This is a genomic window from Roseomonas fluvialis (assembly GCF_022846615.1).
GTDB classification, from domain to species: Bacteria; Pseudomonadota; Alphaproteobacteria; order Acetobacterales; family Acetobacteraceae; genus Neoroseomonas; species Neoroseomonas fluvialis.
The window spans coordinates 3797002-3818779 of sequence record NZ_AP025637.1; the positions used below are offsets into that span (position 1 = coordinate 3797002).

General features: G+C 70.8%; 27 protein-coding genes. 9 read left to right on the top strand and 18 right to left on the bottom strand.

Translation table 11 applies throughout. The features are described from left to right. The first annotated feature begins 22 nt into the window (after positions 1-22). The 3 genes from ispH to rnhA are packed head-to-tail and all read left to right on the top strand — an operon-like array spanning position 23 to position 2408. Entirely contained in the window at positions 23-979 is a 957-nt protein-coding gene (gene ispH, locus MWM08_RS18240; protein WP_244407926.1) for a 4-hydroxy-3-methylbut-2-enyl diphosphate reductase, read from the top strand. Then, positions 979-1959 (top strand): homoserine kinase, encoded by a 981-nt coding sequence (locus MWM08_RS18245; RefSeq protein WP_244407927.1) that lies wholly within the window; start codon positions 979-981, stop codon positions 1957-1959. The genes ispH and MWM08_RS18245 overlap by 1 nt, the downstream gene beginning before the upstream one ends. Further along, positions 1956-2408, top strand: coding sequence for a ribonuclease HI (rnhA, locus tag MWM08_RS18250; RefSeq protein WP_244407928.1), 453 nt, complete (start codon positions 1956-1958; stop codon positions 2406-2408). Before MWM08_RS18245 ends, rnhA begins: the two co-directional genes overlap by 4 nt. A 3-nt stretch (positions 2409-2411) precedes the next feature. Here the strand turns inward: rnhA and MWM08_RS18255 are convergent, their stop codons facing one another. Continuing rightward, positions 2412-3032: a hypothetical protein gene (locus tag MWM08_RS18255; protein WP_244407929.1), complete on the bottom strand. Its 621-nt coding sequence runs from the start codon at positions 3030-3032 to the stop codon at positions 2412-2414. 109 nt (positions 3033-3141) lie between these two features. On the opposite strand from MWM08_RS18255, the gene MWM08_RS18260 reads away from it, so the two are divergent. Continuing rightward, positions 3142-4350, top strand: a complete 1209-nt coding sequence (locus MWM08_RS18260) for an MFS transporter (RefSeq protein WP_244407930.1) — start codon at positions 3142-3144, stop codon at positions 4348-4350. Here the strand turns inward: MWM08_RS18260 and MWM08_RS18265 are convergent. Genes MWM08_RS18265 through MWM08_RS18290 form a run of 6 tightly spaced genes read right to left on the bottom strand, consistent with a single transcriptional unit; the run spans position 4337 to position 9857 of the window. Then, positions 4337-5272 carry a Bug family tripartite tricarboxylate transporter substrate binding protein gene (locus tag MWM08_RS18265; RefSeq protein WP_244407931.1) on the bottom strand — a complete coding sequence of 312 codons (936 nt, stop codon included), beginning with the start codon at positions 5270-5272 and terminating at the stop codon, positions 4337-4339. The genes MWM08_RS18260 and MWM08_RS18265 overlap by 14 nt on opposite strands. A gap of 1 nt (position 5273) precedes the next feature. Beyond that, positions 5274-6140, bottom strand: a complete 867-nt coding sequence (locus MWM08_RS18270) for a hypothetical protein (protein WP_244407932.1) — start codon at positions 6138-6140, stop codon at positions 5274-5276. Beyond that, complete coding sequence (locus MWM08_RS18275) at positions 6137-6901, bottom strand: MBL fold metallo-hydrolase (RefSeq protein WP_244407933.1); 765 nt, start codon at positions 6899-6901, stop codon at positions 6137-6139. The genes MWM08_RS18270 and MWM08_RS18275 overlap by 4 nt, the downstream gene beginning before the upstream one ends. Positions 6902-6930: 29 nt before the next feature. Then, a complete protein-coding gene (locus MWM08_RS18280; protein ID WP_244407934.1) occupies positions 6931-7944 on the bottom strand; it encodes a cytochrome d ubiquinol oxidase subunit II in 1014 nt (337 codons plus the stop codon). Then, on the bottom strand, positions 7941-9287 hold the full coding sequence (locus tag MWM08_RS18285) for a cytochrome ubiquinol oxidase subunit I (RefSeq protein ID WP_244407935.1): 1347 nt from the start codon (positions 9285-9287) through the stop codon (positions 7941-7943). Before MWM08_RS18285 ends, MWM08_RS18280 begins: the two co-directional genes overlap by 4 nt. Before the next feature lie 6 nt (positions 9288-9293). Further along, complete coding sequence (locus tag MWM08_RS18290) at positions 9294-9857, bottom strand: GbsR/MarR family transcriptional regulator (protein WP_244407936.1); 564 nt, start codon at positions 9855-9857, stop codon at positions 9294-9296. A gap of 138 nt (positions 9858-9995) precedes the next feature. Between MWM08_RS18290 and MWM08_RS18295 the strand changes: the two genes are divergently transcribed. Continuing rightward, complete coding sequence (locus tag MWM08_RS18295; protein ID WP_244407937.1) at positions 9996-10976, top strand: Bug family tripartite tricarboxylate transporter substrate binding protein; 981 nt, start codon at positions 9996-9998, stop codon at positions 10974-10976. An 85-nt stretch (positions 10977-11061) separates the two neighbouring features. On the opposite strand, the gene MWM08_RS18300 is transcribed toward MWM08_RS18295, so the two are convergent. Both MWM08_RS18300 and MWM08_RS18305 read right to left on the bottom strand, forming a co-directional pair. Continuing rightward, the gene (locus MWM08_RS18300; protein WP_244407938.1) at positions 11062-11328 is read right to left on the bottom strand and encodes a hypothetical protein; all 267 of its coding nucleotides are present in this window, start codon (positions 11326-11328) and stop codon (positions 11062-11064) included. Then, entirely contained in the window at positions 11325-11807 is a 483-nt protein-coding gene (locus MWM08_RS18305) for a peroxiredoxin (RefSeq protein WP_244407939.1), read from the bottom strand. The genes MWM08_RS18300 and MWM08_RS18305 overlap by 4 nt, the downstream gene beginning before the upstream one ends. Positions 11808-11908: 101 nt before the next feature. Here MWM08_RS18305 and MWM08_RS18310 point away from each other — a divergent pair, with 101 nt between their 5' ends. Further along, positions 11909-12499: a YqgE/AlgH family protein gene (locus MWM08_RS18310; protein WP_244407940.1), complete on the top strand. Its 591-nt coding sequence runs from the start codon at positions 11909-11911 to the stop codon at positions 12497-12499. 17 nt (positions 12500-12516) lie between these two features. Further along, positions 12517-12852 carry a DHCW motif cupin fold protein gene (locus MWM08_RS18315; RefSeq protein ID WP_341482824.1) on the top strand — a complete coding sequence of 112 codons (336 nt, stop codon included), beginning with the start codon at positions 12517-12519 and terminating at the stop codon, positions 12850-12852. Positions 12853-12986: 134 nt separating this feature from the next. On the opposite strand, the gene MWM08_RS18320 is transcribed toward MWM08_RS18315, so the two are convergent. Genes MWM08_RS18320 through MWM08_RS18330 form a run of 3 tightly spaced genes read right to left on the bottom strand, consistent with a single transcriptional unit; the run spans position 12987 to position 15252 of the window. Next, positions 12987-13340, bottom strand: a complete 354-nt coding sequence (locus MWM08_RS18320) for an MmcQ/YjbR family DNA-binding protein (RefSeq protein ID WP_244407942.1) — start codon at positions 13338-13340, stop codon at positions 12987-12989. Next, positions 13337-14197: a TIGR01459 family HAD-type hydrolase gene (locus MWM08_RS18325; RefSeq protein WP_244407943.1), complete on the bottom strand. Its 861-nt coding sequence runs from the start codon at positions 14195-14197 to the stop codon at positions 13337-13339. The genes MWM08_RS18320 and MWM08_RS18325 overlap by 4 nt, the downstream gene beginning before the upstream one ends. Beyond that, the gene (locus MWM08_RS18330; RefSeq protein ID WP_244407944.1) at positions 14197-15252 is read right to left on the bottom strand and encodes a quinone-dependent dihydroorotate dehydrogenase; all 1056 of its coding nucleotides are present in this window, start codon (positions 15250-15252) and stop codon (positions 14197-14199) included. Before MWM08_RS18330 ends, MWM08_RS18325 begins: the two co-directional genes overlap by 1 nt. A gap of 101 nt (positions 15253-15353) precedes the next feature. Between MWM08_RS18330 and MWM08_RS18335 the strand changes: the two genes are divergently transcribed. Beyond that, on the top strand, positions 15354-16220 hold the full coding sequence (locus tag MWM08_RS18335; RefSeq protein WP_244407945.1) for a DMT family transporter: 867 nt from the start codon (positions 15354-15356) through the stop codon (positions 16218-16220). Here MWM08_RS18335 and MWM08_RS18340 read toward each other — a convergent pair. From MWM08_RS18340 to MWM08_RS18350, 3 genes are all read right to left on the bottom strand, one after another. Beyond that, positions 16193-16549: a DUF952 domain-containing protein gene (locus MWM08_RS18340; protein WP_244407946.1), complete on the bottom strand. Its 357-nt coding sequence runs from the start codon at positions 16547-16549 to the stop codon at positions 16193-16195. The two genes, MWM08_RS18335 and MWM08_RS18340, sit on opposite strands and share 28 nt — an antisense overlap. Positions 16550-16669: 120 nt before the next feature. Next, positions 16670-17104 (bottom strand): cell wall hydrolase, encoded by a 435-nt coding sequence (locus tag MWM08_RS18345; RefSeq protein ID WP_244407947.1) that lies wholly within the window; start codon positions 17102-17104, stop codon positions 16670-16672. Beyond that, positions 17101-17490 (bottom strand): hypothetical protein, encoded by a 390-nt coding sequence (locus tag MWM08_RS18350; protein ID WP_244407948.1) that lies wholly within the window; start codon positions 17488-17490, stop codon positions 17101-17103. The genes MWM08_RS18345 and MWM08_RS18350 overlap by 4 nt, the downstream gene beginning before the upstream one ends. A 35-nt stretch (positions 17491-17525) precedes the next feature. Here MWM08_RS18350 and MWM08_RS18355 point away from each other — a divergent pair, with 35 nt between their 5' ends. Then, the gene (locus MWM08_RS18355; protein ID WP_244459989.1) at positions 17526-17747 is read left to right on the top strand and encodes a hypothetical protein; all 222 of its coding nucleotides are present in this window, start codon (positions 17526-17528) and stop codon (positions 17745-17747) included. A gap of 3 nt (positions 17748-17750) precedes the next feature. Here the strand turns inward: MWM08_RS18355 and terL are convergent, their stop codons facing one another. From terL to MWM08_RS18370, 3 genes are read right to left on the bottom strand one after another with little or no spacing between them, the layout of a single operon-like run. Then, positions 17751-19196, bottom strand: a complete 1446-nt coding sequence (gene terL, locus MWM08_RS18360; protein ID WP_244407949.1) for a phage terminase large subunit — start codon at positions 19194-19196, stop codon at positions 17751-17753. Beyond that, positions 19174-19437 carry a hypothetical protein gene (locus MWM08_RS18365; RefSeq protein WP_244407950.1) on the bottom strand — a complete coding sequence of 88 codons (264 nt, stop codon included), beginning with the start codon at positions 19435-19437 and terminating at the stop codon, positions 19174-19176. Before MWM08_RS18365 ends, terL begins: the two co-directional genes overlap by 23 nt. Positions 19438-19484: 47 nt before the next feature. Continuing rightward, positions 19485-21764: a phage tail fiber domain-containing protein gene (locus MWM08_RS18370; protein ID WP_244407951.1), complete on the bottom strand. Its 2280-nt coding sequence runs from the start codon at positions 21762-21764 to the stop codon at positions 19485-19487. Positions 21765-21778: the final 14 nt, after the last annotated feature.

A 21778-nucleotide genomic window follows, 5' to 3' on the forward strand; every position in this document is an offset into this window, starting at 1 on the left:
GCCCGCCCCTGCAGGCCAATCCATGACAGTCCAGAAGCCCCGCCTTCACGTCCTGCTCGCCGGTCCGCGCGGCTTCTGCGCCGGGGTGGACCGCGCCATCAAGATTGTCGAGGAGGCGCTGAAGCGCCACGGCGCGCCTGTCTACGTGCGCCATGAGATCGTGCACAACCGCTTCGTGGTGGAAGGCCTCGAACGCCAGGGCGCGATCTTCGTGGAGGAACTCTCGGAAGTGCCCGATGACGGGCAGCCGGTGATCTTCTCGGCGCATGGCGTGCCGAAATCGGTGCCGGCGGAAGCCGCGCAGCGCGAGATGTACTTCCTCGACGCCACCTGCCCGCTGGTCAGCAAGGTGCACCGCGAGGCCGAACGCCACCACGCGCGCGGGCGCCACCTGCTGCTGATCGGCCATGCCGGCCATCCGGAGGTGGTGGGCACCATGGGCCAGTTGTCGGACGGCGCGGTCACGCTGGTCGAGGACGCCGAGGCGGCGCGTGCCCTGCAGCCGCCGGCCGGCGTGGAACTCGCCTATACGACGCAGACCACCCTGTCGGTCGACGACACCGCCGAGATCGTCGCCATCCTGCGTGACCGCTTCCCCGCCATCGAGGGCCCCGCCAAGGAGGACATCTGCTACGCCACCACCAACCGCCAGGCGGCGGTGAAGTCGGTGGCGGCGCGGTCGGACCTCGTGATCGTGGTGGGCGCGCCGAATTCGTCGAATTCGGTGCGCCTGCGCGAAGTCGCGGAACGATCAGGCGCGCCGCGGGCGGTGATGGTGCAGCGTGGCGCCGAACTCGACCCCGCCATCGCCGATGGCTGCGCCACCATCGGCATCACGGCCGGCGCCTCCGCGCCCGAATTGCTGGTGCAGGAGGTATTGGCCCGCCTGCGCGACCGCTTCGAGGTGAGCGTGGAGGAAGTGACGGTGGCGACCGAGGACATCGTCTTCCGTATCCCGCGCATGCGCGCCGTGGCCTGATGGCGGTCTATACGGAAGTCTCGGACGAGGCGCTGCGCACCTTCCTGGCGGATTACGCGCTGGGTGAACTGCTCGCCTTCCGCGGCATCGCGGAGGGGGTGGAGAATTCCAACTACGCGCTGAAGACCGAGGCCGGCGATTTCATCCTTACGCTGTACGAAAAGCGCGTCGATCCAGCGGAGCTGCCTTATTTCCTCGGGCTGATGGACCACCTGGCGGGGCGCGGCCTCGCCTGCCCGACGCCGGTGGCTGGGCGCGACGGTGCGGCGCTGCGCAGCCTGGCGGGGCGGCCGGCGGCAATCGTGACCTTTCTGCCCGGCGTCTGGCCGCGGCGCGTGCGGCCGGAGCACTGCGCGCCGCTGGGGCGCGCGCTGGCCGAACTGCATGTGGCCGGCGACGGCTTCGCGATGGCGCGGCCCAATGCGCTCGGCCCCGCGGGCTGGGCGCCGCTGCTCGATGGCTGCCGCGCGCGCGGGGACGAGGTGCAGCCGGGCCTGGTCGCGGAACTCGACGCGGCGCTGGCGGGCATCCTGGCAGCCTGGCCCCGCAAGGGTGCGCTGCACCGCGGGCAGATCCATGCGGATCTGTTCCCCGACAATGTCTTCTTCCTGCCGGGCGCGGATGCGCGGCCGCGCGTGTCGGGGCTGATCGACTTCTACTTCGCCTGCACCGACCTGCTCGCCTACGACGTCGCGGTCTGCCTGAACGCCTGGTGCTTCGAGCCCGACTACGCCTTCAACGTGACGAAGGCGCGCGCGCTGGTGTCGGCCTATGACGCGGTGCGGCCCCTGTCGCCGGCAGAGCGCACGGCGCTGCCGGTGCTCTGCCGTGGTGCTGCGCTGCGCTTCCTGCTCACGCGCCTGTACGACTGGACGCATACGCCACCGGGCGCGCTGGTCACGCGCAAGGATCCGCTGGAATACCTGCGCAAGCTGCGCTTCTTCGGCCAGGCCGGCAGCGCGGCCGCGATCGGCGCATGAGTGCCGATCCGCGCCCACTGGTCGAGATCTGGACCGATGGCGGCTGCAAGCCCAACCCCGGCCCGGGTGGGTGGGCGGCCATCCTGAAGTTCGGCGAGCACGAGCGCGAACTATCCGGCGGCGAGCCCGAGACCACGAACAACCGCATGGAACTCACCGCCGCCATCATGTCGCTGGAGGCGCTGAAGAAGCCCTGTATCGTCGCGCTTCACACCGACAGCCAATACGTGCGCGACGGCATCAGCCGCTGGATCCATGGCTGGGTGCGCAGCAACTGGCGCAACGCGGCGAAGGAGCCGGTGAAGAACATGGACCTGTGGCAGCGCCTGCTGGCGGCGGCGAAGCCGCACCAGGTCGAGTGGAAATGGGTACGCGGCCATGCCGGAGACCCGATGAACGAACGCGCCGATGCGCTGGCGACCGCCGCGCGGGATGCGGCGGCGGGCTGAGGCTCAGCGGCGTTCCTCGCGGATCGCGACACTCACCACCCCGGTATTCGGCCGCCCATCCGTGCGCTCCGCCGCCGAGGCGGTGATCGACAGCAGCCGCACCGGCGCCGGCGGCGGCGCATCGGCGCGCGAGAAGGTGGCGCTAACATAGGTCAGCGTGCCGAAAGGCCGCGCACCGGATGTGCGCTGCGGCGTCCCGTCGAGCGTCCAGCCGGGCATGACCTCCGGCGCGCGGGCCATGATCTGTGCGGCGGCGCCGAGGAAACTGTCGTGGTCCACGCCCTCGGCCAGCAGGCCGCATTGGCCGCCGGGTTCGATGGTGTTGAGGCGGTAGCGCCCGTGCAGGCCGGTGATGAGCCAGGCGCCCGTCTCGCGCACCGCGTCGTTGCCGCGCAGCTGGTCGGGCGGGACGGCGGCGGCGGCGGTGCCGAAGTCGCGTGCCACGATCGGAGGGACGGCCTCGCCGCGCAGGGCGGCGGGCAGGCAGGTGGCCTCGAAGATGCGCATCGCCTCCTGCGTCAGGGCGCGGGAGGCGGCGACCGGTGGCGGCACGGGCACGGCCTGGGCCAAGGCCGCGACGGGCGCGGCCAGCAGGGCGCAGAGCATCAGCAGGCGGCGGGTCATGCGCGGTCTCCTTGGCAGCAGGGTCCCAGTGCAGCACCGACGCGCCCGCCTGGCCACCCTTGCCGGCACGCGCGCCGCCGCCGAGACTGCGCATGGGACAAGGAAACGCATGACGCAGGCCGAGAGCGTCGAGACCAGATATTCCTGGATCATCGCCATCACCGCCGTGACCATGCTGGCCCTCGCCGCGGGCGCGCCGCTGACGGTGGTGATCGGGCTGGTGCCGATCAGCGAGACGCTGGGCGGGGGGCGCGCACTGCCCTCGGCCGCCACGTCGCTTGCCTATCTGGGCACGGGTGTGGGCGGGGTGATGTGCGGGCTGCTGGCGGCGCGGTTCGGCCAACGCCTGGTGGCGGCGTTCGGCGGCTGTGCGATTCTCGCGGGACTGGGGCTCGCGTCGCTTGGGCAGGGCTGGTCGCTGCTGGCGGGGCTTGGGCTCGGGGTCGGGCTGTTCGGCAATGGTGCGCTGTTCGCGCCGATGGTCGCGTATGTGTCGATGTGGTTCGACCGGCGGCGCGGCACGGCGCTGGCGCTGGTCTCGTCCGGGCAATACATCGCGGGCTTCGTCTGGCCCTTCGTGTTCGAGCGCGCCATCGCGGCCTTCGGCTGGCAGGCGACCATGCTGGCCTATGGCGCCTTCGCGGCAGGCATCGTGGTGACGTTGGCGCTGCTGGTGCTGCGCCCGGCGCCGATGCCGGTGGGCAGCGCGGCGATGCGCGTGGTGCCCGGGCAGCGCGTGCTGGGCATGGCGCCGAACACCGCCCTGGCGCTGCTGGCCACCGCATCCTTCCTGTGTTGCGTGCCAATGGCGATGCCGGCAGCGCATCTGGTGGCATTCTGCGGTGACCTCGGTATCGCCGCCTCGCGCGGGGCGGCCATGCTGTCGGTGCTGCTGCTGTCGGCCTTCGTCGCGCGGCAATTCTGGGGCTGGCTGTCGGACCGGATCGGTGGGCTGTGGACGGTGCTGGCCGGGTCCTGTGCGCAGGTCGCGGGGATGCTGGGCTTCCTCGCGACGCAGGACGAGGCTGGGCTGTTCTTCGTGGCGGCCGCCTACGGTCTCGGCTTCGGCGGCATCATCCCGGCCTATGTGCTGACGGTGCGGGAATTGTTCCCGGCCATCGAGGCATCCTGGCGCGTGCCGGCGCTGCTGTTCCTCAGCCTGTCGGGCATGGCGTTCGGTGCCTGGCTCGCGGGGGCCATCTACGATGCGGTGGGCTTCTACGCGGCGGCCTGGTGGGCGGGCATCGCTTTCAATATCGTACAGCTGGCGCTGGTGGGGTTTCTGATCCAGCGCCAGCGCGCGGTCAGTCGGCCCTGATGTTCGCCTCCTGCACGATCTGCGCCCAGCGCGGGAGTTCGGCGGCGACCAGCGCGGTGTAGTCGGCCGGGGTCATGCGATTGGGCGTGGTGCCAAGGTCGGTCAGGCGCTGTGCCATCGCCGGCGTGGCCAGGGCCGCCACCAGCGCGGCGTTGATGCGCGCCGCCGCCGCTGCGTCCATGCCGGCGGGGCCCGACAGGCCGAACCAGTTGTTCGCCTCGAGCGTTGGGAAGCCGAGTTCCTTGAAGGTCGGCACGTCCGGCCAGCGCGCCGCCCGGTCCGCGCTGGTGATCGCGAGCAGCCGCAGGCGGTCGTTGCGGCCGATGTCGGCCACGGCGGCGATGACACCCTCGGTCTGGCCGCCGATCACGTCGGTGACCGCGGGCGCGGCGCCGCGATAGGGCACGTGGGTGAGTTCGACGCGCGCGGCACGGGCCAGCATCTCGGTCTTGGCGTGGCCGGTGGTGCCGTTGCCCGACGAGCCGACACGCACCGCACCGGGCTGCGCGCGGGCGGCATCGAGGAACTGCGCCAGCGTCGCGAAGCGGCCAGTCGCGGAGACGCCCAGCGCGCTCGGCACCGCGGCAATCAGGCCGATATGCGTGAAGTCGCGCATCGGGTCGTAGGGCATGGCGCGGTTCACCGCGGCACCCACGCCGTGGGAGGCAATGTTCGAGATCACCAGCACACCCGCATCCGCCGGCGACTTCGCGACCACGTCGGACCCGATCATACCGCCGGCGCCGGGGCGGTTCTCCACGACCACGGTCTGGCCGAGGCGCTGTTCCATCTCCGGCTGCACCAGGCGACCGAGCAGGTCGACCGTGCCACCCGGCGGGAAGGGCACGATCAGGCGCAACGTGCGCGCCTGCGCGAGGGCAGGCGTGGCGAGGGTCGCGAGCAGCAGGGAGCGGCGGAGCATCTCAGGCGGTCTCCTTTATGAAGGCGGGCAGGTCGATGGCGCGCTTCGGCTGCGCGGCGAGCAGTGCGATGGCGTCCTTCATGCGCGCGACCGTCTCGGCCACCGCATCCGCGCCTACGATGACGCAGCCATAGCCGGGGCAGATGCGGTCGACGCGGCGTGCGGCGAAGATGTCGTCGAGGTCGGCGAGGATCGGCGCGGGAGCGATGCCCAGCAGCCAGTCGAACTTCGCCGAGAGCATGCGCGCGATGTCGCCGGCGACGATTGGCGCCTCGTCGCGCGCGCGGACGAGCGGTTCGTGCGGCGTGGCGCGCGTGAGGAAGCCGAAGGAGTCGCTGGTGAACAAGGTGCGCGTTGTGTGTTCGAAGAACCAGTTGGTCGCGAGCAGGCGCAACTGCACGCGCAGCGGTTCGATGCGCAGGCGGCCGATCTCCACCACCTGGCCGACCTCGATGCGGATGGCGCGTGCCTGCGACAGCGCGGCGATGCGTGCCTCGGCCTCGTCGTTCTCGAGCACGTCGGTCATCTCGACCGGGTTCAGCACGCCGACATATGGCACCTGCGCGATGGCGAAGCGGCGCACCAGGGCGCCGATATTCGCCATGCAGTCCTGCTCACGCCGCGTGTTCATCATGCGCCGGCGGGTGGTGCCCTGCACGGTCTGCGCCAGCGCGGCCTCGATGGCGGGCCAATGCACCGGCAGGCCGGTGTCGATCACCATCCATTCCGTGCCGTCGCGCAGGGCATAGGCGCTGATCGGCAGATGGCCCGGAAGGCCCGCGGCAATCCAGGAGACTGGCTGCGCATCGGCGCGCAGCCAGCCGGTCGCGGCGAACAGCGTGCCGGGGATGATCTCGTGCAGGCTCATGCGGCCTGCGCCAGGCCGGCCTTGAACAGCGGCATCAGTTCGAAGGGCTGGTCCACCACCGCGCCATGCGCGCTGCACAGCAGGCGCGGCTGCAGCGCCGCCAGCAGCGCATCCATCGCGGCGAATGACCCCGTGCTGTCGGTGAAGCGCGGCCAGTGCAGTGCCTTGGAATTGAAGTCCTGCATCAGCGGCACGTCGGGGGGTGCGATCTCGCTGGTGAAGTGGTCGGACTGGCCAGGCGTGTGTGGGTGGAAGCAGGCGCAGGCGTCCGACAGGAACAGGATGCGGTCCTTGGGGTCCCAGCCCCACAGGCTGTCGGGCAGATCGCGCCAGATCGCCGGCAGGAAGGTGAAGTCGCGGTCGCCGAGGTCGAGCACGTCGCCCGGCGCGACCTGGCGGAAGCGATGCGACAGCGCGGGCAGATAGAGGTGCCAGTCGCGCATGTCGCCCACCGCCACCGCGTCTGGCCATTTGCGCAGCCAGCGTTCCAGCAGCCCGGCATGGGGCAGCTCGCCGTGAGTCGGGAAGACGAAGTCGAGCGGGCGGTCGCCGAGGAAGGCGGTGATGTCGCGTTCCACCTGCTCGGCATGCATCGGGTGGCCGGTGTCGATCAGCACCGAGGCGCGCGCGCCCTTCAGCAGGAAGCAGGAGTAGTGCGCCAAGAAGCCGGGGACGGAAGCGGCGATGCAACCGCCCGTCCACAGGCAGTCCGGCGTGATCAGGCGTGGCAGCACACCAGTGCGGGTGAAGTCGGTGGTCATGGCCGCATCGTGCCATGACCACGCGACGGCTAGTAGTAGGTGAGGTCGCGCGCCTTGCCGCCGAAGATCCGCCAGGCAAGCACCGTGTAGCCGAGAATGATCGGCAGTACGAAGATAGCGCCCGCGAGGATGAGCGACAGGCTCTCCGGGGCGCTGGCCGATTGCCAGATGGTCAGGCGCTCCGGCACCACATAGGGGAAGAAGGACCAGGCGAGCCCCGCGAAGAACAGCGAGAACAGCGCCACCGCGCCCCAGAAGGGCAGCCGCCGCAGCGCGTCGTCCGGGAAGGGCATGTGCTTCAGCAGGTTCCCCACGCCGAGCAGCAGTGCCGCCGTGACGATCGGCAGCGGTGCCAGCAGGAAGACCTCGGGGAAGGAGAACCAGCGGTCGAAGATGCGCGGGCTGACCAGCGGCGTCACCGCGCTGACCAGCAGGATACCGAGGCCCAGCGGCCAGATCGCCAGCCGCGCCCAGCCGATCGCCTGGCGTTGCAGTGCGCCCTCGGTCCGCCAGATCAGCCAGGCCGCTCCGATGAAGGCATAGGCGATGGCGAGGCCGACCGCGGACATGGCGGCGAAGGCGATCGCGGCCCAGCCCTCGGCAAAGCCCAGCACGTAGTGACCGAGCATCCAGCCCTGTGACAGCGCCGCCGTGACGGACCCCGCGACGAAGGCATGGTCCCAGCGCCGCTTCGTCGTCAGGTCATGCGCCTTGGCGCGGAATTCGAAGGCCACGCCGCGCAGCGTGAGACCCACCAGCATGATCGCGACAGGCAGGTAGAGCGCCGTCAGGATCACGCCATGCGCCGAGGGAAACGCCACCAGCAGCAGCCCCACGCCCAGCACCAGCCAGGTCTCGTTCGCATCCCAGAACGGGCCGATGGCGGCGATCATGCGGTCTCGGTCGGCTTCCTCCGTCACGCGCGGCAGCAGGATGCCGACGCCGAGGTCGAAGCCGTCGAGGACCACGTAGAACAGGATCGACAGTGCCATCAGCCCGGCGAAGATCACCGGCAGCCAGTCGGGCGGCAGGAAGGGGGTCATGCGATGGTGCCCTTGGGCGTCGGCATCACGTTGCCGGGCATGGCCTCCGCGATCCGTCCGCGCGCGGCGAGGCGGTAGATCGTGCCGACATAGGCCACCAGCAGCATGGCGTAGATGGTGAGGTACAGTGCGAGCGTGGTGCCGATGCTGGCGGCCGGCACCGGCCCCGCCGCCTGCGCCGTGGTCAGCACGCCGGTGACCAGCCAGGGCTGGCGGCCGATCTCGGTGACGTACCAGCCGGCGAGCGTCGCGAGCCAGCCGGAGAAGGTCATCGCCACAAGACCCCACAGCATGAAGCGCGGCAGTTCGCCATGACGCCACAGCCGCCACGCACCGAACAGGCCGAAGGCGATCATCAGCAGGCCGGTGCCCACCATGACGCGGAAGGCGAAGAAGACCGGTGCGACGGGCGGGTGCTCGCCGCGGAACTGGTTGAGGCCCGGCACCTCGCCGCGCAGGCTGTGCGTCAGGATCAGGCTGGCGCCGTAGGGGATAGCGATCTCGAAGCGGTTCTCGCGCGCGGCCTCGTCCGGGATCGCGAACAGCAGCAGCGGCACCGAACCGCCGGTCTCCCAGTTGCCTTCCATGGCCGCGACCTTGGCGGGCTGGTGCTCGAGGGTGTTGAGCCCGTGCGCGTCCCCCAGGAAGGCCTGCACCGGCCCACCCACCGCGGCCATCACCACGCCGGTGCGCAGCACCGCCATGACCGACGGCGCGCGGTCCCCGCGCAGCCAGCGCCAGGCCGAGATGCCGGCCAGCAGGAAGGCGACTGTCAGCGTGCTCGCCATCAGCATGTGCGACAGGCGATAGGGCATGGACGGGTTGAACACGATCGCGAACCAGTCGGTCGCGTGCGCGACGCCCTCGCGCATCTCGAAGCCCTGCGGCGTGTGCATCCAGGAATTCAGCACCAGGATCCAGAAGGCCGACATGGTGGTGCCGAAGGCGACCAGCACGGTGGCACCGGTGTGGACCCAGCCCGGCACGCGCTTCCAGCCGAACAGCATGATGCCGAGGAAGGTCGCCTCCAGGAAGAAGGCCGTCAGCACCTCATAGGCCAGCAGAGGGCCGGCGATGTTGCCCACGCGCTCCATGAAGCCCGGCCAGTTCGTGCCGAACTGGAAGGACATCGTGATGCCCGAGACCACGCCCATCGCGAAGGACAGCGCGAAGACCTTCACCCAGAAGCGGTAGGCGTCCATCCACTTGTCGTCGCCGGTGCCGTTGAAGCGCAGCTTGAAGAACAGCAGCACCCAGCCCAGCGCGATGGTGATGGTGGGAAACAGGATGTGAAAGGAGATGTTCGCCGCGAACTGGATGCGGGCGAGAATGAGCGCGTCCATCGGTGTTCAGCCTTCCTTGCGTCCACGGACCAGGCCCACGACCTTGTCCTTCGCGTCGAGCAACTTGGTCACGCGCGCGCCGAGCGCCAGGAGCGCCGTCATGCGTTCGGTCTCGAGGCGCTTCACGTCGTCATACCAGGTGGTCAGGCGTTCGATCAGGCCGTGCATTTCGGCCATGCGCGCCTGGGCGTGCTGTTCCTCCGGGCTGCCCGGCTTGAGCATCAGCAATTCGCGCAGCACCGACAGCGTCGGGTCCACCTCGCGCTTCTTGCGTTCCTCCGCCAGCGTACGGAGGATCTGCCAGACATCGTCGGGCGTGGTGTAGTGGTCGCGCCGGTCGTCGGGGATGTGGCGCGGCAGCACCAGGTTCCAGGCCTGGAGTTCGCGCAGGCCCATCGACACATTCGATCGCGACACACCTAGCGCGTCCACGATATCGTCCGCGTTGAGCGGGTTCGGCGAGACATACAGCAGCGCATAGATCTGCCCCACGGTCCGGTTGATTCCCCAGCGCGAGCCCATTTCCCCGAAATGGAGCACGAAGGACTGGACCAGCGGTGGAAGATTCATGGCGTGACCGATGTTTCAGAATTTTCTGAAATCTATGTCGGACCTTGATCCAAATCAAGCCTGCATACCGGACCGCTTCTTGCTTCTCCCGCCCCGCCCGCCATGCTGGCGGCACCGCATCGCCTCCTGGAGAACCGCATGATTCGCCGCCGTACCCTGCCAGCCCTCGCCGCCGGATTCGGCGCCGGCCTCGCCACGCCGGCGCTGTCGCAGGGCGCCTGGCCTAATCGGAACATCCGGCTGGTCGTCCCCTACCCGCCCGGCGGCGCCTCCGACATCGCCGGGCGGCTCCAGGCCGAGGCGTTGCAGGCCGCGCTCGGTGTGCCCTGCGTGGTCGACAACCGCTCGGGTGCTGGCGGAACCGTGGGCACGCTGCACGTCGCGCAGTCGCCGCCCGATGGCTACACCGTGATGATGGCGAGCCCTTCCTCGCACCTCGGCGCGCCGCTGCTGTTCCGCAACGCGGGCTACGACGGCGTGGACGACTTCACCGCCATCGCCACCTTCGCCACCGGCACCGCGGTGGTCTGCGTGCATCCCGGCGTGCCGGCGCGCAACATCCAGGAACTGGTGGCCTATGCGAAGGCGAACCCCGGCAAGCTGAACTACGGGTCGGCCGGCGCGGGCGGGGCGAACCACATGCTGGGCGTGCTGTTCATGCTGCGCACCGGCACGGAACTGACGCACGTGCCCTATCGCGGCGCCGCGCCGGCCCTGGCGGACCTGATCGCCGGCAACATCCAGGTGGTGTTCGACAGCTATTCGGGCGTGATCGGGTCGATCCGGGCGGGGCAGATCCGCGCGCTCGGCGTCACCAACCCGACGCGTTGGCCGCTGGCACCCGACATGCCGACCGTCCAGGAACAGGGCGTGCCGGACTACGACCTGCCGTCCTTCTCGGCCGTCATGGGGCCGAAGGGCATCCCGGAGCCGATCGTCCGCCGCATGAACGAGGCGATCAATGCGGGGCTGCGCGACCCGGCGATGGTCCGGCGGCTCGAGGCCAACGGCAACGTGCCCTTCGCGAGCACGCCGGCCGAATTCGATGCGCTGATGCGGGCACAGCGCGGCACCTGGCGCGAATTGGTGCGCGTCTCGGGCGTCCAGCCGGAAGGCTGAACGACCGTTCGAGAAACGCCGCGAACGGGCCGCTGCCGGATCGCGGAATTCGCCCCTTCGCGCGTTCCCGAACGGTGGCCGCGCCCTACGACAGGCCCTTGCTCCGCAGGTTGCGGCGCACGCGGCTGCGTGCCGGGCGGATGGCGGCGGCGGCGATAGCGGCCGGATCGGCGCCGCGCGCCGCCGCGAAGCTCGCGGCGATCGCGCCATCCACGAAGGCGCGCTGCTTTTCCGCCACCATGCGGGCCAGGGCCGGCCCTGCGGATTCAGGCTCCGCCATCAGCGCCAGGCTGCGGCGGAGCATCACCGACTGCGCTTCCGCCAGGAAGCGCCACGCGTCGAATGGGGTCAAAGCGCCGCGAGGACCGCTTCGGCCTTCGACACCTCGAAGGCGCCGGGGGCTTCGACCGCCACATGCGTGACCTTGCCGTCCTTCGCGATCAGGGCGAAGCGCTGCGCCCGAACGCCCAGGCCGCGCGCCGTCAGGTCGAATTCGAGGCCCATCGCCTTGGTGAAGGCGGCGGAGCCGTCCGCGATCATGGTCACCTGGTCGGTGATGCCCTGGTCCTTCGCCCAGGCGCCCATGACGAAGGCATCGTTCACCGCCATGCAGGCGATCGCGTCCACGCCCTTCGCCTTCAGCGCATCGGCATTCTGCACGAAGCCGGGCAGGTGCTTGGCCGAGCAGGTGGGGGTGAAGGCGCCGGGCACGCCGAACAGCGCGACGGTGCGGCCCTTGAAGAACTCGGCGGTGTCGAGTTCCTTCGGGCCCTCGGCGGTGGCCTGCATCACCTTCACGGCCGGAATGGCGTCGCCAACCTTGATCGGCATGTCTCTCTCCTTGTCGGTCCGCCTGATGTAGCGCGCGCACGGCGCACTGTCATGGGGCGGGAACGCTTGCGGGACCGCGGAGGCTGCGCCAAGTGATGCGCATGGCCTCCACGTCCCGATCAACGCCCGAACCGGTCGATGGCTACCTCGCCGGCCACCTGCTGGTCGCCATGCCCGGCATGCAGGACCCGCGCTTCGACCACAGCGTGGTGTGCCTGTGCGCGCATTCGGCCGACGGTGCCATGGGGCTGGTGGTGAACCGGCCGCTTGCGGGGATCGTATTCGACGACCTGCTCCGGCAGCTCAAGGTGGAGCCGGAGCCTCCCGCGCGGCGCTTCCGGATGGTCTCGGGCGGCCCGGTCGAGACCGGGCGCGGCTTCGTGCTGCACACCGACGACTGGCGCACCGAGGGCAGCCTCGCCTTCGCCCCCGGCCTGGTGCTCACCGCCAGCACCGACATCCTGGCCGCCATCGCCGCGGGCGGTGGGCCGCGCGACGGCGTGCTCGCGCTGGGCTATGCCGGATGGGGGCCGGGGCAGCTCGAGGACGAGATCCAGCGCAATGCCTGGCTCAACCTGCCGGCCGACGAGGCTCTGCTGTTCCGCGAGGACCTGTCGGGCAGCTGGACCGCGGCGCTGGCCAGGCTCCGGATCGACCCGGCGCTGCTTTCGGGCACCGCCGGCCACGCCTGAGGAGCGCCGCCATGCGCATGTCCGCCATCCCGTTCGACACCACCGACTGGTCCAGCGTGGAACCCACGCGCCATGCCGGGGACGCCGGCGAGGCGCTGTGGCGCACGCGCCAGGTCGGCCCGCCCGACAACCCGATCCGCGTGCGCATGGTCGAGTATTCGCCCGGCTATGTCTCCGACCACTGGTGCGAGAAGGGACACGTCCTGCTGGTGCTGAAGGGTGAATTGGAAACCACGCTCGCGGACGGGCGCGTCTTCGTGCTGGCACCGGGCATGTCGTACCAAGTGGCGGATGGCGCGGAGCCGCATCGGTCGCGAACGGCGACGGGTGCGACGCTGTTCATCGTGGATTAGCGCGCCGTCCGGCGCATATGGCGCCGGCCCGCTCGCCCACAGGTCCACGCGTCGCGCCGCACGCGCGCTCCTCGCGCGACGACAGTGTCCTGGATGGTTCGCCGGGTGGGCACGCGGACAGGTCCGAATACACGCTATTCGGGGACCGTGGCCGCCAGGCGCTTGGGCGCGGTCATGCGCCAGGACCGACGTACCAGCGCGGCGACCTCGTACCAATCCACCGACGGGTCGAGCACCACGCCGATCCAGCCCTTGTGACCCACATAGGGCGGGATGAAGAAGCGCTCCGGCGCGGCTTCCACCAGCATCTCCTGCACGCCCTGCGGCGCCTTGCACCAGAAGGCGGCCTCAGGCGTGTCGGTGGTGGACCACATGCAGAAGATCCGCGCGCGGATCCGCCAGGTGGCGATGCCCCAGGTCTCGCGTTCCTCGGCCTCTGGCAGACCGAGGCAGATGCGGCGTAGCCGGGTGATCGCCTGGCGGTTCACCAGCGCAGCGAGCGCAAGGCAGCGATCGGGCGCACGCCTTCCGCCTTCGCCACCGCGGCGAGATAATCCGGGTCCGGTGCTTCGCCATGCGCCTCGGCCGCGAGGCCCGTGAGCGCCCAAAGCGAATCGAGCCCCGCCGCCTGCGCGCCCGCGAGGTCGGTATGCGGGCTGTCGCCGATCGCCAGCACATGCGCGCGCTGCGGGTTGCCCATCAGGTCGAGCACGGGGTCGTAGACTTCCGGGTCGGGCTTGCCGATCTCACGCACCGCGCCGCCGAGTTCCAGGTAGATGTCGGCCAGCGCGCCGGCGCAGATCACCTTCTGCCCGGCCACCATCACCGCGCGGTCGGGGTTCACGCAGACCATCGGCAGGCCAAGCGCGGCGCAGGCGGCGAGCATGGCGCGGTAGGGGTCGGGGCTGGTTGGCCCGCGCTGGTCGTCCGGGCCGGTATTGAGCAGGAAATCGGCATCCTTCGGCGCGGCGACGATTTGCGCGACGCCGTCCTCCACCACCGACAGGTCGCGCTCCGGCCCGATATGCACGCAGCGCGTGCCGAGGCCCGCAAAGAACGGATCGCGACGATGCTTCAGATGCGACCACGAGACCTCGCCCGAGGAGACGATGCCATCATACAGCGCGCGATCCAGGCCCATGCGGTCGAGCATCGCGGCCACCGCGTGCGCGCGCCGCGGCGCATTGGTGAGGAACACCACCGCCTTGCCGCGCGCCTTCAGCGCGGCCAGCGCCTCGGGCACGCCCGCATAGGGCTTGCGCCCGTCATGCACCACGCCCCAGAGGTCGAGCACGTAGCCGTCGTAGCGGTCGGCGATGTCGGCGATACCGTCGAGAATCTCCATCACGAATCCCTGCCGACCGCGTCGGCGACCGAGGTGAATCCATCCCGCTTCAGCAGCGCCGCCAAGCCATCCGCGAGGCGGCGCGGCAGCACCGGCCCAGCATAGGCGAAGCCGGTATAGACCTGCACCAGCGAAGCCCCTGCGCGGATTTTTGTGTATGCCTGCTCGGCCGTGGCGATGCCGCCGACGCCGACCAGCACGAGCCGCCCGCGCGCGATGCGGTGCACCTTGCGCAGCACCTCCGTTGAGGGTTCGAACAGCGGCGTGCCGGACAGCCCGCCCGCTTCCTTCGCATGCGCCGACCGCATGGCCGGCCGCGCGATGGTGGTGTTCGACACGATCAGCCCTGCCACGCCGCGCGTCAGGCAGGCCTGCACGATCGGCCCCAGCGCGTCATCCGCCAAGTCGGGGGCGATCTTGACCAGCAGCGGCGGCGTGCGCGGCAAGGTGGCGCGGATCGCAGCGATGGCATCGAGGATGGACGCGAGCCTTTCCTCGCCCTGCAGGTCACGCAGGCCGGGCGTGTTGGGCGACGAAACATTGACCGTCACGTAGTCCGCATGCGGTGCGACGGAGGCATAGAGCGCGGGGTAGTCGCGCTCGGGATCGGCACCTTCCTTGTTGATGCCGATATTGGCGCCGAACACCGCCGGCAGCGGCCGCGGCAGGGCGGCGATGCGCGCGACATAGCCATCGAGCCCGCCATTGTTGAAGCCCATGCGGTTAATGACCGCGGCGTCCTCGTTCAACCGGAACAGGCGCGGGCGCGGATTGCCGGGCTGCGGGCGCGGCGTGACGGTGCCGGCCTCGACGAAGCCGAAGCCCAGGCGCATCAGCGCCGGCACCGCCACCGCATCCTTGTCGAAGCCGGCGGCGAGGCCGATCGGGTTGCGGAACCGCAGGCCCAGGACATGCGTCTCCAGCACCGGGTCGTCGCGGCCGGAATCGCGCCCGGCCAGCCCGGCGGCGAGCGCCTTCAGCGCGATCCCGTGCGCGGTCTCGGCATCGAGGCCGCGCATCAGCGGCATGAGGGCGGAGGCGAGGAAGGGGATCATGGCGCGCCCTTGTGCCCCGGCCCGCGCCGCCACGGAAGCCCGATTGACGCGGCCCGCAGCGCCCGGCCAGAACCGCGCCGACAAACGGTGAAAGACACAGCGTGCGCGGACCCGTCTACCTGGTGACGGCCATGGCCCTGTTCGGCCTGCTTGACGCCAATTCCAAGCTGCTCTCGGCAACCTACCCGGCCGAGCAGGTGGTCATGGTGCGATGCGCCGCGCTGCTCGGAGTGTTGTTCGTCGTGCGCGCGGTGCTGCCTGGCGCGGGCGGGACCCTCTCGACGGCACACCCCTTCCTGCAGGTGGCGCGGGCGGGGATCATGGTCGGCGCCGGCATCGGCTTCTTCCAGGCGCTGCGCGAGATTCCGCTGACCGAAGGCTACCTGGTGTATTTCACCGCCCCGTTCATGACGCTGGGCCTCGCGGCGCTGGTGCTGCGCGAACGCACCGGACGCGCGGTCTGGGCGTGGTGCGCCGTCGGCTTCGCCGGCGTGGCGCTGGCCATGTGGCCCGGGCTGCATGCCGAGGGGCCCTGGGGCGCGTACCTTTGGGCCTTCTTCGCAACCGCCTGCTACGCTGGGGTGCTGACCATCAACCGGCTGCTGCGGCAGGAAACGGGCGTGGCGCAGTTCATCCTATGGACGTCGCTGCCGGGGCTGCTGGCGCTGGCGCCCTTCGCAGCGATGACCTGGGTGCGGCCAAGCGCCTTCGACCTTGCCGCCCTGTTCGTCAACGGGCTGCTGGCGGGCGGCGCGACGCTGCTGCTCGCCATCGCCTTCCGGCACGATTCCGCAGCGCGGCTGGCGCCGCTCGAATTCTCGGCGATGGTCTTCGCGGTGGTGCTCGACCTGCTGATCTGGAATGTCCGGCCGACCGCCTGGACCATGGGCGGGTCGGTCATCGTGGTCTTCGCGCTGATCATGAGCCAGCGCGCCGCCGCTCAGGGCACGTCGGCCGGAAAGACGTGACGGCCGTCGGCGCCGAGCGGCAGCGGCACCGCGCGCGTCACCGCACTGACCGGCAACGTGGCATACAGATGCGGGAACAGGCCGGGGCGCGAACTGCCCGCGGCCGGTTCCCAGCGCAACGCAGCCCCCAGCGCCGCGACATCGGCCTCGACCATCACGAGGTCCGGCACGCCGGCGCGGTGCTTGGCGGCGGTCGCGCGCAGCTGCGCCGCGGTCGAGAAATGCAGGAAGCCGTCGCGCGCATCGTCCGCGCTGCCGGCATAGGCGCCGGCGGCCTCGGCGCCCTGCCAGTCGGCCGCACGCACCAGGGTGTAGACGAAGCGTTCCATGGGTGCTGTGTACCGCCAGATCCCGCGACGGTGGAATCGCCGTAGCGGCGAACCATTCGCGCAAACAACGGGTACGGCATGATCAACCCAGACGCATCACGCGCTGGCGAGCCGGCGGGCTCAGGTCAGGTCCTCGGCGCGGTAGAAGCACAACCCGCCGATCTCGGCCGCGGCGGGCCGGCCTAGCGCCCAGCCAGGCAGTCCCAGCGCGTCGTGGAAGAAGGTCGCCCCGCCGGTCGGGTCGGGCAGCGCACCCGCCAGCGCGCGGGCGGCGATGCGCCGGCAGATCGCCAGCGCGGCATCACCCGCAGGGATGTCGCGCAGCCGCGCGTGGCGCGGGTGGTTGCGGTTCCAGCAGGGGAACTGGAACGGCGCGCGGCACACGCCGGCCACGCCGGTGCCCCAGTGCGGCACGCCCGCGCGCAGGCGGTTGATCACCAGGGCGGCCAGCGCCTCGATGGCGCGGACGGGTCGGTCGGCGGCCTCCCCCCACAGGGTCAGCGCGAGGATCTCGGCGGCGGCCTCGCGCGGGGTGACGTGGATGGCGGCGCTCATTCCCGGTCCTCCGCGCGGCGCGCGGCCTGGGCCACGGCAATGGAGGCGAGCGTCACCTCATCCAGCTTCGCCTCGATGCGGATCAGGTGGTCGGCGATGCGGCGATCGAGGTCACGGATAAGCGAGAGCGGCACGTAGGTGCGCGCCACCTCGATCTTGAACTGCGCGAGGTCCTCGCGCGTGCGGGTCAGCGCATCGGAATCGCGTTGGTCGCCGTGGTCGATGCGCGCCTGCAGGTCCCGGCGCAAGCCATGGATCATCCAGAACAGCGCGGCGACGATCGGCGCCTCGACGGCGGTGATCCACCAGGTGGGTTCGATCTGAATCGGCATTTTTCGGCCCTGCCTCTCTGCTGGAACCTTGAAGGGAAGGACGGCGCGGCCCACCCTCCCGGCGAATGCCGGGGGATGACCGCGTCGCGATGTGGAACGAGCCGTATCTCGAGACCTGCTGCCGTTCGGCGCTGCACCGGCTGACGCTGGTGGGGCCGCATGGCCGCCCGCCGGGCCTGAAGGACGGGCCCTGTCTGAACCGGCTGACCGCGATGGGCCTGGCGCAGCCGCGCGACGATGGCCGCTTCGAGATCACCGACGCCGGGCGCGAGCGCCACGCCAGTGAGATCCTGAAGCGCCAGGCCGCCTGAGGCTCACCCGCCGCGCCAGGATGGGCGCGGCGCGGGACGTGGGCCGCTGACCAGGCGAACCGGTTCGGCCAGAAGGCAGCCGGCCACCGCATCCAACGCATCGTCGCGCGCGCCGGGCGCACCGGGGCGCCATTCCGCCATCTCGCCCGGGAAGGGCGTGCGGAACACGCCCTCGTGCGCATGCAGGCGGCGCGCGGCGAGCGCGGGCTCCAGAGCGCCGAGGATGCGGTCCTCCTTCGCCTTCGTGCTGGCGTGCTCGATCACCTGGCAGGCGACACCCGCCTGCGCCAGTTCACGCCGCAACAGCGCCGGCAGGAAGCGGCCGAGCCCGTTTGTCTCGACACGCACCGCCGGCAGCAGCAGTTCGCCCAGGATCGCCGCGACCCTGCGACACTGCTGCGTGGCGGGGTCCAGCGCCGCCGCCGGATCATGCGTGAGGTAGGCCAGGCGATGCAGGAAGGTGCGCCCATCGCCATCCGAGAAGCAGCTCGCCAGCACCGACGCGTCGCCGGCGCCGGGCCGGCCATAGGCCGGGTCCCAGAAGGCGCCGCCCGAGACCAGGCGATGGCCCAGCAGCGTGAGGACGCCCCTGCCCTGCGCCTCCCGGTACTCGGGTTCGTCGGCGTACCGAATGATGGCGGCAGGATCGAGCCGCACCGCACTCGCCGCCACGGGCTGCAGCAGCATCTGGCGCTGGAACTGCAGCGGGCCCACGCGGTCGCGCAGTGCGGCGATGGCATCGCGCGGGAAGCGCTCCGGCCAGGCCGAGGCACCCGCCGCATTCATCACCGGCACCGCCAGGCGCCGGTAGCCGGCGAGGAAGGCGCCCTCCTCGCGTGGGTTGCGATAGAGGCTGTCCTCGCAATGCGGCGTACCGACGAACAGGATGGTGCCGCCCGGCGTCAGGACGAACTCCGCCTCCGCCAGGCGTTCGCGCAGGTCGGCACGCTTGCCGGGCGTGTCGCAATTGCCCGCGACCTCCACGTCGTCGCACACGATCACCTCGGCGCGCGACCCGGTGACATTGCCGCCGATGCCCTGCGCGAGCATCGACGGGTCGCGCAGCGCGCCGCCGCGCTTCACCGTGAAGCGGTCGGATGCCCAGGATTCCGCGCCATCCGGCAGCAGGTGGCGACACAGCGGATGGCGTTCGACAATGCGCCGCACAGTCGCGACCATCTTGACCGCGAGCGAGGCATCCGCCGCCAGCACCAGGATGCGCGTCTCTGGCCGGCGCAGGAGCTGCCAGGCGCACCACAGCCCAACAAGGGTTGACTTGCCGCAGCCGCGGAACGCCATCAGCAGCAGCCGCGTCTCGCCGGCCGTCTGGCGTGCCTCCAGCCATCGGGCGATGCGGCGGTGGACCGGCGGCGTGTCCTGCTTCTGCCGCCGGTTCCACACCCAGGCGAATTCGAGGAATCCCGGTTCAGCATTGCTCCTCGCTGGCATCCGGATCCTCCTCCTGGAAATGGGACAGGGCCTCGCGCGCCTCGAGGATCAGCACCTGTGCCTCCTCGGCCTCCGGCGGGGCGGCGCCCATCCCGCGCGCGAGCTTCACCAGCGCCTCGAGATGCGCGAGCGCCGCCTTGCAGGCCGCGTGGTAGGCGACGAAGGCGCGCGCATCGTCGCCGGTGCCGTGCTCCGGCCCGCAGGAGAGGAAGTCGAGGTAGCTCTCCGTGACGACATCCATCGCCCTGCGGAGGTCGGGCCCGCGAACCGTCGGCTCGCGGCGACCCGTCACGTCTTCACCACGCGGGCACGCACCGTGCCGGCACCGAGGTCGATCGCCACCGCCGAACGATTCCAGACAGTGACGGTGACAACATCCGTCGCCCCCACCTGCGCAAGGAACACGACGCCCGAGGTGGCGAGCGAGAAGGCCGCCGAGGCGAAGTCACCCGGCCGCGCGCCAGGCACCGCGATGTTGACCTGCGCGATCGCACCCGCCGCGATCGACGGCGGATCCCAGGCGGCCTCGGCCACCATCTCCCGCCCGCCATGCGGCAGGCCGGGCTGCGCATAGAGCAGCGGCGGCGCGAACAGCGGATCGCACGCGAGGCGCATCGCGCGCACCTCGTAATCCGCGCCGATGCGCGCCACGCCGATGATGGCGTAGGCGACATTGGCCGCGAGGCGCACGACCTGCGGGCGCGTGAAGGTCGCATCCGCCATGTCGGCCGACCCCTGCCACCAGCGCGCCGCCGCGTTCCAGACGATCGACTGGCCCGAGGCGCGCACCAGCGCCGTGCCGGTGTCGCTCAGCAGGTTGCGCGCGGCGTCGAAGCACATGACCACCAGCCGCGGCGCATCGGCATCGACCGCGAGGGCGAATTCGCGGCAGCCGCGCGCATCCACCACGAAGCCGAGGCCCCGCCCGCCGGTCAGCACCACGCCGTCGTTGCTGAAGCCGTAGTTGTCCAGGGCCGGGAAGGCGAAGTCGGCCAGCGTGGTCGGCGAACCCGAGACGTTGGTCGAAAGGCAGGCAAGCCTCTCGAAGCCCCATTCGCTGTTCGACCAGCGGATGCGCGCGGCGCGCAGGTTCGGCACCGCCGCCACTTCGCGCGACGCCTCGCGGAAGGCGGCCGCCTGGTGGGAGGCGCGCACCACGGCGCCGACGCGTGTCGCGGTGTCGGTGTAGTCGACCTCCACCTGGTAGGTCTGGCTCGCCCAGGCGACCTCGTAGATATGGTCCTGCGCCGCGCCGGTATGGCGCGCGACGAAGGGCGAACAGCTCTCCATGCGCAACGCGCGCCCCCAGACCGAGCGGCTGTTGACCTCGATCAGGAACGGGATGCCGCTGATCGGGCGGCCTGCGGCCTGCAGCTCGAAGCCCGGCGCGTCGAAGATGTGCCGGTTGTGCGAGACATAGGCGCCGGGTGCGGCGGAGAACCGCACGCCGTAGCGGTCCTTGTCCGGATAGACCGTACTGCCGATGGCGAAGTGCCCACCGTAGTAGCGCACGGAGGTGTTCCATGCGCCGGCCGTCTCGGTCCGCACATCGAGGCCGATCTTGTTGTTCACGATGCGCCCGAGGACGAGCGTGCTGTCCTCGAAGCCGCGCTCCACGCCCTGCGTGCGCACGCCGATGGTGAAGCCTTCGACCTGGCGGATTTCCACGAAGGACGCATCGAGGTTGCGCATCACCAGGCCGATATCGGCCTCGTTGTCCCAGCTGGAGATCGTCGCGCGCAGCACGCGCAGGCCCTCGTAGCGCTTGGCCGCGTTGCGCACGGCGGCACCGTCGCCGAGCGTGAGCGCGGTGTTCCCCGCCGGCCCGGCATAGATGATCGCGCCGTGCATGATCAGCCCGGCCGCACCGCCGCCGAGCGTGAGCGGCTGCGTGGTGCGGAAGGATCCCTCGCCGATCTCGAGTACGCGGCCCGAGGCGGCGGCCGCGGCCATGGCGGCGGCGAGCGCCGGGCCGTCATCGGTCACGCCGTCGCCGGTCGCGCCGAAGTCGCGCGCGGTCAGGCGCTCGGCGAGCTTGTCCTCGACCATGCGCGGCACGCCGCCCGGATAGGGCACGCCCAGCGCCTGCGTACCGCGGTCGAAGACCGTGAGGTCGCCGGTGCTGTCGAAGCCGAGCACGCGGTTGGCGCGCGCGCCGCGCAGTGGCAGCACCAGTTCCCCGCCATCGGCGGGGTCGAGCCGCACGGTCCCGGCCACCTCGTCAGCCACCTGCTGGATGGCGGCGACCTGGTAGTCGAGCTCGTCGTTGAGCGCGCGGGCGCGCAGGATTCCATTGTCCTGGAAGTCGGTCGCGCGGGCGATCTTCAGGCGCCGGCGCAGCGTCACGCGCGTGCCCGGCGGCGGCGGTTCGGCCAGCGTGACCGTGCCGCCATCCGATGACCCCGCCCCCAGGATCGTCGATCCGCCCAGAAGCACCGCGCCATCCAGGCGGATCTCGAGGTCGGCCTCGTCGAAGATCGGGAAGGGATAGGTGAAGTCGGCCAGGACGCCGTCCGCGACGTACTGCACGCGCGGCGCGACATCGCCGATCGTGATGTGTTCGGCCATGGGTGGTCCTCGAT